The following is a 14,840-nucleotide window of genomic DNA, read 5'->3' on the forward strand; positions in this document are numbered from 1 at the left end:
TAATATAGAAAATATTGATGTAAATTGATGGTTAAGTCATGTTTTCTTAATGACTTAACCCAATGATTACATCAATAAATTCTATAAGCGCTAAGAAAATTAATTCACAGCGTCTTTTAATGTTTTACCTGCTGAAAAGCCAGGTGCTGTACGTGCAGCGATTTTAAGCTCTGCGCCAGTACGAGGATTGCGGCCAGTACGTGCAGCACGTTTTGTTACTTTAAATGTACCGAAACCAACTAATGTTACTGCGTCACCTTTAGCAAGTGCAGCTGTGATTGCCGCTGTAACCGCATCAATAGCACGGCCTGCATCGGCTTTGGTCAATTCTGCACTCGCTGCAACTTCAGCAATCAATTCAGTTTTATTCATACTTTTTATCCTTTTATATAGTGGTTGAGTTAAACAGAGCCCTTACTTTGCTGATTTATCCATGGCGTGTCAACAATTGATGACGGTAAAGGCTGAAATTATGCTGTTTTAGTAGCCTAAAAACTTTTTCTGTTGATTTATAGCCCAAAAATAAACCAAAGTACCCGTGAAAAAAGCCGGCATTGCCGACTTTTAATTCAGACGATTATTTGATTTGTAATGGAACCAGCGTGCCTGCTTTCATATCTGGCATCAAGATAGTTTGACCATCGATTGACAATGAGATGTCTGCCGATGATTGATGACCTTCTGATATCAACTGTGGCGTGGCTTTAGGTTCGCTTAAACGCCAGACCTTTCCGCCTGCCCAATCGCTCACGTAAAGCACGCCATCGGCATCTCTTACTAAGCCATCTGCAGCGCCAAAGCCACTATTTAGCAATACGATTTTAGCTTTAGCTTTACTAGACTCGCCATCAAAGCTTACTTGAAACAGCTTGCCAGTACCAAAATCTGCAACTAATAGTTTGTTAGGACCATCCATCAACAAGCCATTCGGACGCTTAATACCTGATTTGTCGTTGATAATCTGCGTGATTTTTCCAGCAGGCGTTATTTTATAGATTGCCGCATGCTTGCCTTTATCATCACCGCTATCGGATACATAGACATTGCCTAAACCATCAATCTCAATATCGTTTAGAAAGGCAGGAACAGCTGGAAAATCGGTCGGTTTAGCGATGACAGTCTTTTTACCATCAAGGTCGATACGCACTACTTGATTCATATCGGCCACATACAGTTGGTTATTAAAAAGATCGATGCCTTTAGGATCATTCAAACCATCTGCTAGCGTTTTGGTAGAGCCATCCGTATTTAATACGGTCACTTTACCGTCACCATCTTTACCATAGCCACCAATCTCAGTGATGAAAATGCGTCCATCAGGATGAGCGATTGATGATTCTGGCATCTGCAAACCAGTGAGAGTTTTGGCAGAAGTTACGGCTGCTTTAGCTGCAGGTTTTGTTGCTTGCTCGCCATAACTCACACGGTAAATAACATCATTGTAATCATCAGATACTAATAGTGAACCATCTGGCAATTGCAATACATCAGTTGGACGACCCCAGATTTCACCATCAGCTAACCAGCCATCGATAAATACTTCAGTGCTTTTTACCTGATGCTTTTCATCGAAAGTGACACGCACTAACTGATAACCAACAGGTTTGCTGCGGTTCCATGAACCATGTTGGGCAATGATCGCGCTGTTCTGATATTCCGTTGGAAACTGTTTGCCCGTGTAGAATTTGAAGCCTAAATTGGCGCTGTGCGCTTGAAACTCAGCAACTGGGTAAGCGACATTCTTGGGAGGCGTTTTGTCCTTCCATTCTGCTTGCCGCGCATTGCCGCCTGCAAAGAATGGGAAACCAAAATGTAAATCTTTTTTAGGTGCCGCATTTAGTTCGTCATGCGGAATATCGTCGCCCATCATGTCAACGCCGTTATCGGTAAAAAACAGTGTGTTTGTGCCTGGCTGGAAATCCATACCCACTGAATTTCTCACGCCTTTGGCAAAGGTTTCCACATTGCTACCATCAGGATTCATGCGAATGATACTGGCTTCTATGCCTTGAGGATCACAGATATTACAAGGTGCGCCAATTGTTACGTAGAGCTTATTGTCAGGTCCAAATGTCATATAGCGCCAGCCATGATGGGCTTTATCTGGAAGCTGGTTATAGATTACTTCACGCATTTGCATGAATGGAAGATTCAAATCGAAATCTGGTGCTGGCACACGCGTAATGCGGTTTTGTTCAGCCACATAAAGATTGCCGTTGTACATCGCCACACCATTGCCAACTTTTAGGTCATCCATCAGGGTTAACACTTGGTCTGCCTTACGGTCTTTGTTCTTGTCGACTACCGCGTAGAGTTTGTTACCACGCGTGCCAACATACACATTGCCGTTTGTTCCCAAAGTCATCTGACGCGCGCCTGGCACTTCAGCATAAACTTCCACTTTAAAACCTGGCGGCATATGTAGTTTACTTAAGTTGGCCTCAACATCAGCGATTCCTGCCAAGCTGGAAATCGCATGTAACCCTAATGTTGCAAATACGAATGCATTCGCTATTTTGTATCTGATTTTCATCATGTCCTCTTTTCAATCAATGATTCGAATGCTCATTTACCTATAAATTTTTCATTGCAAAACAGGTTCAGAACGTTAAGCAAGTTTAGGTTTATATGCTGAATAATAAAATGCCTAAAATTCTTTATGTATTGCCTATTCCTATTTTAGTATGGACATTAAAGTTAGATTAATGCCTAATATGCTGCATATTTATGACAATGTTCATTTGGAAAAACCATGATGAAAAAGCAGTTAATGATTGAATTACTGTTAAAACTCGCCCCTAATGAGGGTTACACATTGTCTATTCTGGATGGCGTGAAACTGATGCGCGCCAACCGATACATGCCAAGAATGCCCGTGCTGTATGAGCCGAGTATCGTTGTTGTCTTGCAGGGAAAAAAAGTGGGCTACTTGGGCAATCAAATATTCCAATATGACCCGCAACAGTTTTTAGTGTTGTCCCTGCCGTTGCCTTTTGAAAGTGAGACTATTGGCACGCCAGAAGAGCCAATGTTGGCTGTTTCTATCCGCATTAACCTTGCAGTAGTTGCAGAATTGGTTCTATCTTTAGACTCAAATAATCAACCAGCGGGATTGCCGCAACTGGGTATGGTTTCTACCGCCATGGATGACAAATTGTCTGACGCTGTGGTCAGATTGCTGGAAGTACTTGCCTCGCCACAAGAGAGCCAAATACTGGGCAATGCTATTATGCGGGAAATTTATTACCGCGTATTAACGGGTGAACAAGGCGCTGCCATTCGTGAAACGTTGATGCATCAAGGCCATTTCAGTAAGATTGGCAAAGCGTTGAAACGCATACACGCTGATTTCGCAGGTGGCTTAGATGTGGCGATTTTGGCCAAAGAAGCCAATATGAGTGTGGCGGCTTTTCATGCGAATTTCAAAGCGCTCACCGCCACATCGCCCATGCAATATCTTAAAACCGCGCGGCTTCACAAAGCGCGGTTGCATATGATGCAAGATGGAATGAGCGCATCAACAGCGTCAAGAAAAGTCGGATATATCAGCATTTCGCAATTCAGCAGAGAGTTCAAACGTTTCTTTGGCAGAACGCCAATGGATGAAGTGGCCGAAATGAAACACTCGCTAATTGAAATGCCACCCGAAAATCTAAGCAAATATGTCACGGTGAATTAGCTTTTTATAAAAGATAACATTTATAAAAACATCGCGGAATTGCTTGTAAATGAATTTTTGTTAATGATGAAAAGAATATGGGATATTTAAAACACCCAGTAACTGATTGGTACTTTGATTCAAGTTAACAAAAATGTTGACAATATTTCTATATTTATGGAAATATAGAATGTATGGACATTCAATCAGCCGTATTACAACTCTCATCTATCGCCCAAGAAGCGCGTCTGCAAATATTCAGGCTGCTTGTTCAGGTTGGACAAGATGGGCTACCAGCAGGAAATATTGGCGAAACACTTCAAATTCCAGCCAGTACGCTTTCATTTCATCTTAAAGAGTTAAGTCGTGCTGGATTGATCCATTCACGTCAGGTGAGCCGCTTTATTTTTTACTCAGCTAATTACGAAGCAATGAATGGCTTACTTACTTATCTCACTGAGAATTGTTGTGCAGGTACTAAAAATTGCCCCCCCGTAACAGCCTGCAAACCAAAATAGAAAACTATAGAAAATAATGAAGACAGATAAAACGACAAAAGCAACAATTGGAACTTTTGAGCGTAATCTTACATGGTGGGTGCTTGGCTGTATTGTAGTGGGTATTGCTTTGGGAAAAGCCTTTCCTAGTTTCTTTCAAGCGATTGGAAATCTCAAGATTGCAGAGGTGAATTTACCTGTAGCGGTTTTAATATGGCTGATGATCATTCCAATGTTGCTTAAAATTGACTTTAGCGCAATGAAAGAGGTGCTTACACATAGTAAGGGAATTGGCATTACGCTGTTTATTAATTGGGTAGTTAAACCTTTCTCTATGGCATTGCTTGCTTGGATATTCATACGCCATCTATTTGCTGGTTTATTACCAGTAGAACAAATCGACAGTTATATTGCTGGGCTGATTTTGCTTGCAGCCGCACCGTGTACTGCTATGGTCTTCGTGTGGAGTAATCTATGTGGAGGCGAACCGAAATTTACGCTATCTCAAGTAGCGATTAATGATGCCATTATGTTGTTTGCTTTTGCACCATTAGTCGCTTTATTACTTGGGCTATCAAGCATTACCGTGCCTTGGGCTACGCTGTTTTTATCTGTTGCTTTGTTTATTGTAGTGCCAGTATTGATTAGTCAAATCTTACGTAAACTGTTGTTATCAAAAAGCAGTAATGCTTTAGAAAATGCACTTAAAGTTTTGCATCCAATTTCACTTATAGCATTGTTGGCGACACTGGTTTTGCTGTTTGCCTTTCAAGGTCAACAAATCCTTGCCCAACCTATCATCATTGGTTTATTAGCAATTCCAATCATTATTCAGGTGTACTTCAACTCAATGTTGGCTTATTGGCTGAATAAGAAATTCAAAGTTGCCCATTGTGTCGCTGGTCCATCTGCTCTAATCGGCGCATCGAATTTCTTCGAGTTAGCTGTTGCTACCGCAATTGCCTTATTTGGATTTAACTCAGGTGCGGCACTGGCTACGGTTGTGGGCGTATTGATTGAGGTGCCAGTCATGTTATCAGTGGTGACTATAGTTAACCGCAGCAAAAATTGGTATGAATCTAATTAGTTATTGCGAATAATCAATGAACATTTTATTTTTATGCACGGGCAACTCCTGCCGTTCTATCTTAGCTGAAGCCACGTTTAATGCATTAGCACCTGCTGGAATGAAAGCTGAAAGCGCAGGCAGTCAGCCTGCTGGTTTCGTGCATCCGAAATCCATCGCTTTGTTAATATCCAAAGGTATTGCAACTGAAGGCTATTTTAGTAAGTCATGGGATAGTTTGCCGACTACGCCAGATATTGTAATTACAGTCTGTGGTAATGCTGCAGATGAAACGTGTCCAGCTTATTTAGGGAAAGTGATCAGGGCGCATTGGGGTGTTGAAGACCCTGCAAAAGTAACAGGGGCCGATGCTGGAATTGATGCGGCTTTTGAAATGACTTATTCAATCCTGCGTAAACGAATAGAAGCATTTTTGAAGTTGCCACCCGCTCTTTTTGAAGTTGAAAATAAAGATCAACTTCAGGTTCAGCTTAATGCCATTGGTGACGTTACTTAAGCGTGCTAACTAACAATTGATTTAACATATGAATACACAACTTACATCTGAACCATCACGCGAAGAAATTGATCGATTATCAGGTGCTGTGATGTTGGAGTTCGGTGCAGTATGGTGCCAGTATTGCCAAGCGGCGCAAAGCATTATTTCATCTGAGCTTGCCATATATCCCAATATTCGCCATATCAAGATCGAAGATGGTAAAGGTCGCAGACTGGGCAGGACATTTACCATTAAACTTTGGCCAACTTTGATTTTTATGAAAGACGGGGTTGAGTTGAAGCGCTTAGTGAGGCAGTTTAGCGCGGAAGAAATCAGGGCGGCTCTGAGTTTAATTTCTGATTAACTAATCTTACTGAAATTAATTGAGATGTTTTAATATTTCTACTGATGTAATCTAGCGTTCAATTGGTCAATTACTTCTGCCCAATCCGCATCTTTTAAAATCTCTTCCCGTAAAAACGCAGCCTGTGCGGTCGACCAAAATGGCGCTTCTGAAAGTGTTAAGTTGCCTGCTAAATGCTGATGCGAGTTGATGAAGCTTTCTATTGCCGCATCGTCTGAAGCCAAGCCAAGCTGTGCGAATAGATTGTTGAGCGTGTGAATTGAAGATTCCATCTAGTACCTCGATTGTGATTTCAATTTGTATGACATCATTGATTATACATCCAGCATTTCACATGAGTATGACTAGATTAATCGCATTTAATCAAACTTTACTCGCCAGTCGCTGCTCAAATATTTGCCTTAATAAAGGGGTTAATGATGTCACCGTAAGCGCGCGTTTTAATAGTTCAGCATCGCCTTCATCCAGTTTTTGCATGCCCAGTGTAGTGCGTATATTAATCGCTTGTGGGTCGCGCTCTAATATCGTGATGCTGTCACCGGCAACTACTTCACCCGTTTGAATGACACGCAAATAGAAACCACTTTTGCCGCTACGCAAAAACTCATCCAAAATGTCTGGAAAACCTATTTTGTCGCCAAACTTAAAACAAGGAATACGCGGCATGGTCACTTGTACTTTTACACCTGTTTTGGCATCGCCAATTTGCAAAATATCACCGATGCAAATGTCTTCTTCTAACAAGCCTGAAATAGTGAAGTTTTCACCAAAGGTGCCATGCGGTAAATTAATCAGATTCAGGCGATTTTGCCAATAGGCATAGTGTTCGAAAGGGTAGCAATAAGCGGCTTGATGCTCACCACCATGCACGCCGGCATCTGCTTGGCCATCGCCAACCAAAGTTAATCTGGTCAACCAAACGCGGCCTTTTACTGGCGTTTTGTAAATGCCAGTAAACACATTTTTGCCATCAATTTCAACCAGTTTTGGTAGTGCGACATTAACAGAAAGTAGTTTCACAATTATATTTCTCAAACAAATGTATTTGAGTATATTATCGGTATCAATTGATATAAAAAATACGTGATATGACGTACAAAATGGACAATCCATTCATCAATCATTTGGACGTATTTTTAAAGTCGCAAATAATTTCCTCACGACGTGTACTCGGCATCATTCGTAGGAATAGAAAGATGCTGCTGTATATATTCAACCAATAACTTGGTTTTTGTGGGTAGATGCCTGCGTGATGGATAAACTGCATATAAGGTTTGATCTCTGCCGGGCGTAAATTCGGGCAGCGCTAAAACAAGCTCACCACTTTGCAATTCATTGTGTACCTGCCAATAGCAAATCATACCAATGCCTAAACCATCTTTAACGGCTTCAACCAGCGCTTCACTATAATTGGTTTGGAAACTGCCTGATACACGTTGATGCATGGTTTTACCTGCGTTTTTAAATTCCCAGTTGTAGTTTTCATTCAGTACGACGCAATTGTGCTGGACTAAATCTGCTGGATTATTAAGTGGTGGCGAATTTTCTAGATAAGCCTTAGTTGTGCAAAGCACTTCTGGTGATGGCCCTAGCCTTTTGGCGACTAAGCTGGAGTCGTGCATTTGTGCGCCACGAATCGCTAAATCAATCCCTTCTGCAACGATATCCAGCACTTTGTCGGACAGCTCAAAACTGATTTTAATCTTAGGGTATTTTTTCAAAAATTGCAGCATAATCGGCATTAAGTAGATGCGCGCAAATGAGGCAGAAGCCGTTATGCGGATCAACCCGCTCGGCTCAGTCTGTTCGCCCCAGTCTTTTTCATAATCATCAATCGTTTCTAATAGATGCTGCGCTTGGGCGTAAAGGCGTTGACCTTCATCGGTTTGCTGGATATTTCTGGTGCTGCGATGAAACAGCCTTGCACCAAACTCTTTTTCAATCTGCGTTAAGCGCTTGCTCATCATGCTGGGCGTGGTCTGGTTCAACTCAGCCACCAATGTCAGGCTTTTCTTTTCATAGATTTGCACAAACACACGCAAATCATCAATCGATTTAAACATACACACCCCACATTATTTCTTTTTAAGCACAAATAATATTCTTAATTAACTATTTATTCCAACTATTGAATAAGTCAATATGAGCAAAATTGTTTGAGGAGAATCATATGTCAGCCAATAATATTCAGGATTACGATGCGATTACGCAGTTGATACAACATTACATTTTTGGTGCAAAATCTGGCAAGGGCAGCGATATGAAGCCAGCCTTTCATGATGATGCGACTATTTATGGTTACGTCGGTACTGATTTATTTGCAGGGCCTATTCAAGGTTTATACGATTGGAACGATGCTAATGGGCCTGCTAAAGAGTTAGTCGCCAGAATCGTCAATATCGATATTGTGGGCACAGTCGCCAGTGTTCGGCTAGAATCAGATAATTGGACAGGACATCGTTTTACGGATTTTTTCAATGTTTTAAAAGTAGATGGGCAATGGAAAATCATGAATAAGATTTTCCATTTACATGATTGATTTAAAAGGCTAAAAATCTATAGCTGGATTTATATAATTAAGTTAAATAATTAGGATTAAGTTAACCCAATTTTGGAGGCAAAAAATGGCATCTTTATATTCACCACAACATCGCGCATTACAAGAGGAATTCAATACGACCAAACTGGCAGACTTACTGGATAATGGTTGGATACACGAAACGATTGCTGAGGAAGAAAAGAAATTTATTAGCACGCGTGATATGTTTTTTCTGTCCACTGTCGATCCAGAAGGCATGCCGACGGTTTCATATAAAGGCGGCGGCGTTGGCTTTGTAAAAGTGTTGGATGAAAACACGCTGGTGTTCCCCGGCTTTGACGGCAATGGCATGTTCTATTCAGTCGGCAATATCGATGCGCAAGGCAAAGTGGGCTTACTTTTTATCGATTTTGAAACTCCACATAGAGTACGTGTACAAGGTACGGCAAAACTGGTGCGTGAGCATGCCTTAATGGCGGAATATACCGAAGCCAAATACTTGATTATGGTGACGGTGACAAAAATATGGGTGAATTGCCCACGCTATATTCATAAATACCAGAAAATCGATCAATCTAAATATGTACCAGAACCCTGTAAAGTGACGCCAATCCCAACCTGGAAGCGCCTAGACATGGTGCAGGACGCGATTACGCCAGAAGAAAAAGCCATTGCTGAATCGCAAGGGCTGGTGGATATTGCAGAATATGAAGCAAAAGTGAAGCGCGGCGAAGGTTAATAAATAAAGTGGTCGGTATTTTGTTAGCAGCAGGTTTTTCGCGCCGATTCGGTTCGGCAGATAAGCTTTTACAGCTTCTGCCAGATGGTCGGCCAATTGCATTGGCATCTGCTGAGCATTTGATTCAAGCGATTCCAAATAGTATTGCAGTGCTTAGGGCAGAAAATAAAACGCTGGCGACATTGCTGCTTAATGCTGGTTTAAAGGTGATTTTTTGCAATGAAAATGAGCATGAAATGGCGGATAGTTTGACTGCTGGAATTCGGTTTTCAGCTAGTCTTTTTTCAACTGGTCTTGAAGTAGCGAATGATGGATTTGTGATCGCGCTGGCGGATATGCCTTACATTCAACCTGAAACCATTCGTGCGGTAGCGAATAAAGTGGCTGATGGTGCTTCAATCGTGATTCCCACATATCAAAACCAGCGTGGGCATCCAGTTGGTTTTTTAGAAAAATTCCGTAATGAGTTAGAAAATCTGCAAGGTAATGAAGGCGCGCGTTCTATTATTAAACGCTACGCCGATGAAGTTTATTTACTGCCAACGGATGATGCTGGCATTTTGGCGGATATTGATACGCCCGCAGATTTGGCAGTCAGCGATTTGAAAAACTAAGCTTGGCAGCGAGTTTCACTTAAATCGCTCATATCACTGATAAAACCAGTGCCCATTTTTAGCTGTTGCGCTCTAACTTGAATAAGCTCGGCAAGGATGGCGATAGCGATTTCAGCAGGCGTGCGGCTACCGATTTGCAAGCCCACAGGCCCGCGCATGGTGGAAATTTCTAATTCATTCAAATCAAACATACGCAAACGCTCGCGCCGCTTTTCCTGATTTTTATGTGAGCCAAGCGCCCCGACATAAAACGCATCCGATTTAAGCGCTTCAAGCAAAGCCATATCGTCCAGTTTAGGGTCATGCGTCACCGCCACAATTGCCGTATGTGCATCTGCTTGGATTTCCAGTACTACATCATCCGGCATGCCTTCAATCCAAGTTACACCTTCCACGTGCCACTCGTCACGAATCTCTTGGCGTGGTTCGCAAATCAGCACATCAAAATCCAGCACTTGCGCCATGCTCGCCAACATAGAACCCAATTGATTGGCACCAATAATCAGCAAGCGCCATTGCGGCCCAAAATAGGTGTGGAACCAATCGCCATCGATTTTTGGCAAACCTTCAGGCAAAACCTGCAATAACTTGATCTGCCCAGTATTCAAATTCACAGAGCGTTTGATTAATTTTCTATCCTGCAAACTAGCGAGTAGCGGCCGCAATTGTTCTGCAGCATTCAGTGGTTCTACAAATATCTGCAAACGGCCACCACAAGGAATACGGAAGCGTTGCGCATCATCTCGGCTAATGCCGTACTCCATAAGGGATGGCGTTTTGGGCAATGCTTGATCGCGCGCTTTATCGGCCAAATCATCTTCAATGCAGCCACCAGAAACTGAGCCGATCAAATGTCCATCTTCGCGCACGACCAAGATTGCGCCAGGTAAACGCGGGGCGGAACCCCAAGTTTGCACAACGGTGAACAAATGCGCTTTATAGCCGCTTTCCAGCCATTCCAGCGCGCGAGTTAACACTTCTAAATCAGCAGATTTCATATTGCCTCTTTAATGCTTAAGCCAATTGATTCCCAATCGGCAGCGTACGAATACGCTTACCCGTTGCCGCGAAAATCGCATTGGTCACCGCAGGCGCGACAGGTGGTAAACCTGGCTCACCAACGCCGCCCATTTTTTCAGTGCTTTGCACGATATACACCTCTACTTTAGGCATATTGCCCATACGCATCACTTGATAATCGTGGAAGTTAGATTGCTCAACCATGCCATCTTTAAAAGTGATTTCGCTTTGCAGAGCAGCGCCTAAACCAAATGAAACAGATGATTCGATCTGTGCTTTCAGAGAGTCTGGGTTTACTGCAAGGCCGCAATCAATGGCAGAAACCATACGATGTACTTTAACTTCGCCTTCATTGACAGAAACTTCTGCAATCTGTGCCACAAAACTGCCAAACGATTCATGCACAGCAACGCCGCGGAATACGCCTTTTGGCAGTGGTTTATTCCAATCGGCTTTTTCAGCGGCTAAATTAAGTGCCGCTAAATGGCGTGGATGACCTTTTAGCAATTCACGGCGATAATCTAGCGGGTCTTTTTTCACTGTATGTGCAAGTTCATCAATCAAACTTTCCATCACAAACGCAGTATGGCTGTGGCCAACTGAACGCCACCAGAGTACAGGTACTTTAGTTTTGGCAGTGTGCAAGCTCACTTGATAATTAGGGATGTTTTTTAAATAAGGCGAATCCGCAGTGCCTTCTACAGACGTCGCATCAATGCCATCTTTAATTTGAAACGCTTCAAACGGTGTACCTAACATAATGGATTGGCCGACAGCTACATGCTCCCAAGCAGACGGCATGCCATTTGTATCCAATGCTATTTTGGCTTTGTGTACAAACATAGGGCGGTAATAACCGCCTTTCACATCATCTTCGCGGCTCCATACCGTTTTCACAGGTACGCCTGCCGCTTTGGCGACTTGCACAGCTTCTGATACAAAGTCGGCTGCAGGATTGGCGCGGCGGCCAAAACCACCGCCCAAGAATAAAGTATGGATTTTGACTTGCTCAGGTTTTAAGCCCAATATTTTTGCCGCAGCTGTTTGATCCGTACCTTGCATTTGCGTGCCAGTCCAAATCTCGCAACCATCTTTTTCAATTTTTACTGAACAGTTCAGCGGCTCCATTGGCGAGTGTGCTAAATAAGGCAATGCGTATTCGGCTTCAACGAATTTTTCTGCTTTAGCCATAGCGGTTTTATTGTCACCTGCTTTCGCTGCGATTAACCCTGTTGTTGCAGCCATTTTTTTGTATTCTGCCAGCAGAGCTTTTGAATCAAGGCTGGCATTTTCGCCTAAATCCCAATCTACTTTTAGCGCTTCACGGCCTTTTTTCGCAGCCCAATAATTATCTGCTATTACCGCTACACCAGTCGGCACTTGCACCACTTGGCGCACACCTTTAATTTGTTTAGCAGCCGTTGCATCAAACGTTTTAACAGTTCCGCCAAATACGGGTGAACGCGCAACCATCGCTGTCATCAAGCCATCGAACTGAATATCTTGACCGAATATCGCGGTACCATTTATCTTTTCTGGGCCATCTAAACGTTTAGTGGCTTTGCCAATAATCTTCCAATCTTTAGGCTCTTTCAACGTAATGGCTTTTGGCGTTTCCAGTTTAGCTGCAGCTTCGGCTAAATCACCATAACTGATTTTTTTATCGCCACTAATTGCAAAGCCATTCTCCGTTTTAATGCTGTCAGCAGGAACGCCCAATTTCTCAGCCGCAGCGCTGATTAATAGTGCGCGAGTCAGCGCGCCAGCTTGACGGTAACGATCAAATTCAGACCAAGTGGTAGAAGAGCCACCAGTGATTTGAATGCCATAAGCGGTATGAATATATTCTGGCGCAGCAGAAGCATGTTCCACTTTGATTTTGCTCCAGTCTGCATCCAGTTCTTCAGCGATCAGCATAGGCAATGTTGTCCAAATGCCTTGTCCCATCTCGCTGTGTGCAAGCATGACAGTAATCGTGTTGTCAGTTCCGATACGCAAATAAGCATTTGGCGTGGGTAGTTTTGTCGCATCTTTCGCCGCGTCTGCTGTTGTATCTGCCACAGAGCCTGGCATCAAAAAGCGTTTGGCATGCGGGATTGAGAAGGCAATCACTAAGCCGCCAACCACCAGCACGCCAGCTTTAATGAAAGTACGTCTTGAAATATTTAACGGAGTTTTTAAAGGTGCATTCATGGTCGGCTCCTTAAGCTAACTTGCTTGCAGCATTGTGTATGGCGGCGCGAATGCGCGGATAAGTACCACAACGACAAATATTGCCGCTCATCGCTGCATCGATGTCTGCATCAGTCGGTTTTGTATTGGTAGAAAGCAACGCTGTGGCCGACATGATTTGGCCAGACTGACAATAACCACATTGCACAACGTCAATCTCTTTCCATGCTGCTTGCACAACTTGGCCGACTTTATCGTTTTGCATCTGTTCAATGGTGGTGATTTTTTTACCAGCCGCTGCGCTAATTGGCGTGATGCACGAACGTATGGCTTGGCCATCCAGATGCACAGTACAAGCGCCACATTGCGCCATGCCACAGCCGAATTTAGTACCAGTCAGATGTGCGGCATCTCTTAATGCCCATAAAATCGGCATATCATCTGACACATCAAGCGATTGGTCTTTGCCGTTAATATTTAAAGTAATCATGCTATGTAGCTCCTTGATTTTTTGTACATCTTAGATTTTTTATGCATTTTATAATTGCATTTTTACTGCTTATTATTGGTTAAGTATTTAAATAAACTCACTTTAAACTTAACTATACTTTAATGTTAATTAGCATACTCGCATAGTGTTAACCATCATTGTATGAAATAATTTGGAATTGATAATTCCAAATTGTAGATTAATGGCAATATGCAAAATCAATTAGAAATGCTACGTATCTTTAAAGTAGTAGCAGAATCGGCAAATTTTAGAGAAGCTTCTGTTCGTTTGGCCATTTCGCCGCAATCTGTCACGCGCGCCATTAAAGAGCTTGAAGAGTTGTTAGGCGAACCACTGTTTTATAGAAGTACGCGCAACACAACGATTACCGAATTCGGTAAACAAATGGCGCTTAAAAGTGAAGGCGTGATTGAGCAAGTGGATGCCTTGTTCGAGTCTAAAAAAAGTCTCAATCCACAGGCAGTAGAGGGCTTGGTTAAAATTACCATGCCCAATTCATTTGGCCAACAATACTTGCTGCCAGCCTTAACTGACTTTTTAAAAAGTCACCCAGGTATTCAGTTTGATTTAAGATTTTCTAACCTGATTGATAATGTCGTTGCCGATCAGATGGATATTGGCGTACGTGTCGGTTTTTTTAGTAATAATAGAAACGTTGCAAGGCGCGTAAACGAATTGAAGTTTTATATTGTAGGCACTCCAGAACTCATTGCAAAAACCGGCGTGCCACAAAAAATAGAGGCGCTTTTTCAAATGCCTTATACAGGGTTAATTGATCAAAATACTGGCAGAATGTGGCCATGGAATTTTGCAGATGCGCCCGATTTCGTTCCAATTTCGCCTGCATTTATTACAGATGATCCTAATGCTGAGTTAGATGCGGTGTTAGCTGGTATTGGTTATGGGCAAATCGCTGATTTCCTGTGCGCAAAGTATCTTCACAGTGGCGAATTGGTATCGGTATTGCAAGACCAGTCGCCTACGCCGTGGGGCATTTATGTGTATCGGCCACAACGCGGCCCGGTGGCCGAGCGCGTGAGAGTTGTGTTTGATTATTTAGTTAATGTGTTGAGTGATGTCAAATTATTTTAGTATGATGTGGCGACTAGAGATTGAATTTGTATTGATTTAAACTGACTTAACCAAAATATTCAATAAACT

General features: G+C 42.7%; 17 protein-coding genes. 9 read left to right on the forward strand and 8 right to left on the reverse strand.

The features are described from left to right. Positions 1 to 99: 99 nt before the first annotated feature. Positions 100 to 372, reverse strand: coding sequence for an HU family DNA-binding protein (locus tag METVE_RS0104900; RefSeq protein ID WP_020167334.1), 273 nt, complete (start codon positions 370 to 372; stop codon positions 100 to 102). A 205-nt stretch (positions 373 to 577) separates the two neighbouring features. Next, entirely contained in the window at positions 578 to 2,533 is a 1,956-nt protein-coding gene (locus METVE_RS0104905; RefSeq protein WP_020167335.1) for an SMP-30/gluconolactonase/LRE family protein, read from the reverse strand. Between the two features lie 222 nt (positions 2,534 to 2,755). Between METVE_RS0104905 and METVE_RS0104910 the strand changes: the two genes are divergently transcribed. The 5 genes from METVE_RS0104910 to METVE_RS0104930 all read left to right on the forward strand — a co-directional run bounded on the left by METVE_RS0104910 (position 2,756) and on the right by METVE_RS0104930 (position 6,084). Next, positions 2,756 to 3,679, forward strand: a complete 924-nt coding sequence (locus tag METVE_RS0104910; RefSeq protein WP_020167336.1) for an AraC family transcriptional regulator — start codon at positions 2,756 to 2,758, stop codon at positions 3,677 to 3,679. A gap of 173 nt (positions 3,680 to 3,852) precedes the next feature. Continuing rightward, positions 3,853 to 4,176 (forward strand): ArsR/SmtB family transcription factor, encoded by a 324-nt coding sequence (locus METVE_RS0104915; RefSeq protein WP_020167337.1) that lies wholly within the window; start codon positions 3,853 to 3,855, stop codon positions 4,174 to 4,176. Between the two features lie 16 nt (positions 4,177 to 4,192). Then, complete coding sequence (arsB, locus tag METVE_RS0104920) at positions 4,193 to 5,242, forward strand: ACR3 family arsenite efflux transporter (protein WP_020167338.1); 1,050 nt, start codon at positions 4,193 to 4,195, stop codon at positions 5,240 to 5,242. Between the two features lie 16 nt (positions 5,243 to 5,258). After that, positions 5,259 to 5,738 (forward strand): arsenate reductase ArsC, encoded by a 480-nt coding sequence (locus tag METVE_RS0104925; RefSeq protein ID WP_020167339.1) that lies wholly within the window; start codon positions 5,259 to 5,261, stop codon positions 5,736 to 5,738. Positions 5,739 to 5,766: 28 nt separating this feature from the next. Then, a complete protein-coding gene (locus tag METVE_RS0104930; protein WP_020167340.1) occupies positions 5,767 to 6,084 on the forward strand; it encodes a thioredoxin family protein in 318 nt (105 codons plus the stop codon). Positions 6,085 to 6,122: 38 nt separating this feature from the next. Here the strand turns inward: METVE_RS0104930 and METVE_RS0104935 are convergent, their stop codons facing one another. From METVE_RS0104935 to METVE_RS0104945, 3 genes are all read right to left on the reverse strand, one after another. Next, entirely contained in the window at positions 6,123 to 6,356 is a 234-nt protein-coding gene (locus METVE_RS0104935) for a DUF2789 domain-containing protein (RefSeq protein WP_020167341.1), read from the reverse strand. Positions 6,357 to 6,447: 91 nt separating this feature from the next. Further along, entirely contained in the window at positions 6,448 to 7,119 is a 672-nt protein-coding gene (locus tag METVE_RS0104940) for an MOSC domain-containing protein (protein WP_232415548.1), read from the reverse strand. Positions 7,120 to 7,241: 122 nt separating this feature from the next. After that, positions 7,242 to 8,147: a LysR family transcriptional regulator gene (locus METVE_RS0104945; RefSeq protein ID WP_020167343.1), complete on the reverse strand. Its 906-nt coding sequence runs from the start codon at positions 8,145 to 8,147 to the stop codon at positions 7,242 to 7,244. Positions 8,148 to 8,254: 107 nt separating this feature from the next. Here METVE_RS0104945 and METVE_RS0104950 point away from each other — a divergent pair, with 107 nt between their 5' ends. The 3 genes from METVE_RS0104950 to METVE_RS0104960 all read left to right on the forward strand — a co-directional run bounded on the left by METVE_RS0104950 (position 8,255) and on the right by METVE_RS0104960 (position 9,976). Then, positions 8,255 to 8,623, forward strand: coding sequence for a nuclear transport factor 2 family protein (locus tag METVE_RS0104950; RefSeq protein ID WP_020167344.1), 369 nt, complete (start codon positions 8,255 to 8,257; stop codon positions 8,621 to 8,623). Between the two features lie 85 nt (positions 8,624 to 8,708). After that, positions 8,709 to 9,362 (forward strand): pyridoxamine 5'-phosphate oxidase family protein, encoded by a 654-nt coding sequence (locus METVE_RS0104955; RefSeq protein WP_020167345.1) that lies wholly within the window; start codon positions 8,709 to 8,711, stop codon positions 9,360 to 9,362. 8 nt (positions 9,363 to 9,370) lie between these two features. Continuing rightward, positions 9,371 to 9,976 (forward strand): nucleotidyltransferase family protein, encoded by a 606-nt coding sequence (locus METVE_RS0104960; RefSeq protein WP_020167346.1) that lies wholly within the window; start codon positions 9,371 to 9,373, stop codon positions 9,974 to 9,976. Here the strand turns inward: METVE_RS0104960 and METVE_RS0104965 are convergent. From METVE_RS0104965 to METVE_RS0104975, 3 genes are read right to left on the reverse strand one after another with little or no spacing between them, the layout of a single operon-like run. Next, positions 9,973 to 10,974: an XdhC family protein gene (locus tag METVE_RS0104965; protein WP_020167347.1), complete on the reverse strand. Its 1,002-nt coding sequence runs from the start codon at positions 10,972 to 10,974 to the stop codon at positions 9,973 to 9,975. The two genes, METVE_RS0104960 and METVE_RS0104965, sit on opposite strands and share 4 nt — an antisense overlap. A 16-nt stretch (positions 10,975 to 10,990) precedes the next feature. Continuing rightward, positions 10,991 to 13,189, reverse strand: a complete 2,199-nt coding sequence (locus tag METVE_RS0104970) for a xanthine dehydrogenase family protein molybdopterin-binding subunit (protein WP_020167348.1) — start codon at positions 13,187 to 13,189, stop codon at positions 10,991 to 10,993. A gap of 10 nt (positions 13,190 to 13,199) precedes the next feature. After that, a complete protein-coding gene (locus METVE_RS0104975; RefSeq protein ID WP_020167349.1) occupies positions 13,200 to 13,658 on the reverse strand; it encodes a (2Fe-2S)-binding protein in 459 nt (152 codons plus the stop codon). 210 nt (positions 13,659 to 13,868) lie between these two features. Between METVE_RS0104975 and METVE_RS0104980 the strand changes: the two genes are divergently transcribed. After that, entirely contained in the window at positions 13,869 to 14,771 is a 903-nt protein-coding gene (locus tag METVE_RS0104980; RefSeq protein WP_020167350.1) for a LysR family transcriptional regulator, read from the forward strand. The last annotated feature ends 69 nt before the right edge of the window (positions 14,772 to 14,840 follow it).

This window comes from Methylotenera versatilis 79 (assembly GCF_000384375.1).
Taxonomy (GTDB): domain Bacteria; phylum Pseudomonadota; class Gammaproteobacteria; order Burkholderiales; family Methylophilaceae; genus Methylotenera_A; species Methylotenera_A versatilis_B.

Coding starts and splice junctions, on each gene's coding strand:
- METVE_RS0104900 (WP_020167334.1), bottom strand. CDS start 372: ATGAATAAAACTGAATTGATTGCTGAAGTTGCAGCGAGTGCAGAATTG.
- METVE_RS0104905 (WP_020167335.1), bottom strand. CDS start 2,533: ATGAAAATCAGATACAAAATAGCGAATGCATTCGTATTTGCAACATTA.
- METVE_RS0104910 (WP_020167336.1), top strand. CDS start 2,756: ATGAAAAAGCAGTTAATGATTGAATTACTGTTAAAACTCGCCCCTAAT.
- METVE_RS0104915 (WP_020167337.1), top strand. CDS start 3,853: ATGGACATTCAATCAGCCGTATTACAACTCTCATCTATCGCCCAAGAA.
- arsB (WP_020167338.1), top strand. CDS start 4,193: ATGAAGACAGATAAAACGACAAAAGCAACAATTGGAACTTTTGAGCGT.
- METVE_RS0104925 (WP_020167339.1), top strand. CDS start 5,259: ATGAACATTTTATTTTTATGCACGGGCAACTCCTGCCGTTCTATCTTA.
- METVE_RS0104930 (WP_020167340.1), top strand. CDS start 5,767: ATGAATACACAACTTACATCTGAACCATCACGCGAAGAAATTGATCGA.
- METVE_RS0104935 (WP_020167341.1), bottom strand. CDS start 6,356: ATGGAATCTTCAATTCACACGCTCAACAATCTATTCGCACAGCTTGGC.
- METVE_RS0104945 (WP_020167343.1), bottom strand. CDS start 8,147: ATGTTTAAATCGATTGATGATTTGCGTGTGTTTGTGCAAATCTATGAA.
- METVE_RS0104950 (WP_020167344.1), top strand. CDS start 8,255: ATGTCAGCCAATAATATTCAGGATTACGATGCGATTACGCAGTTGATA.
- METVE_RS0104955 (WP_020167345.1), top strand. CDS start 8,709: ATGGCATCTTTATATTCACCACAACATCGCGCATTACAAGAGGAATTC.
- METVE_RS0104965 (WP_020167347.1), bottom strand. CDS start 10,974: ATGAAATCTGCTGATTTAGAAGTGTTAACTCGCGCGCTGGAATGGCTG.
- METVE_RS0104970 (WP_020167348.1), bottom strand. CDS start 13,189: ATGAATGCACCTTTAAAAACTCCGTTAAATATTTCAAGACGTACTTTC.
- METVE_RS0104975 (WP_020167349.1), bottom strand. CDS start 13,658: ATGATTACTTTAAATATTAACGGCAAAGACCAATCGCTTGATGTGTCA.
- METVE_RS0104980 (WP_020167350.1), top strand. CDS start 13,869: ATGCAAAATCAATTAGAAATGCTACGTATCTTTAAAGTAGTAGCAGAA.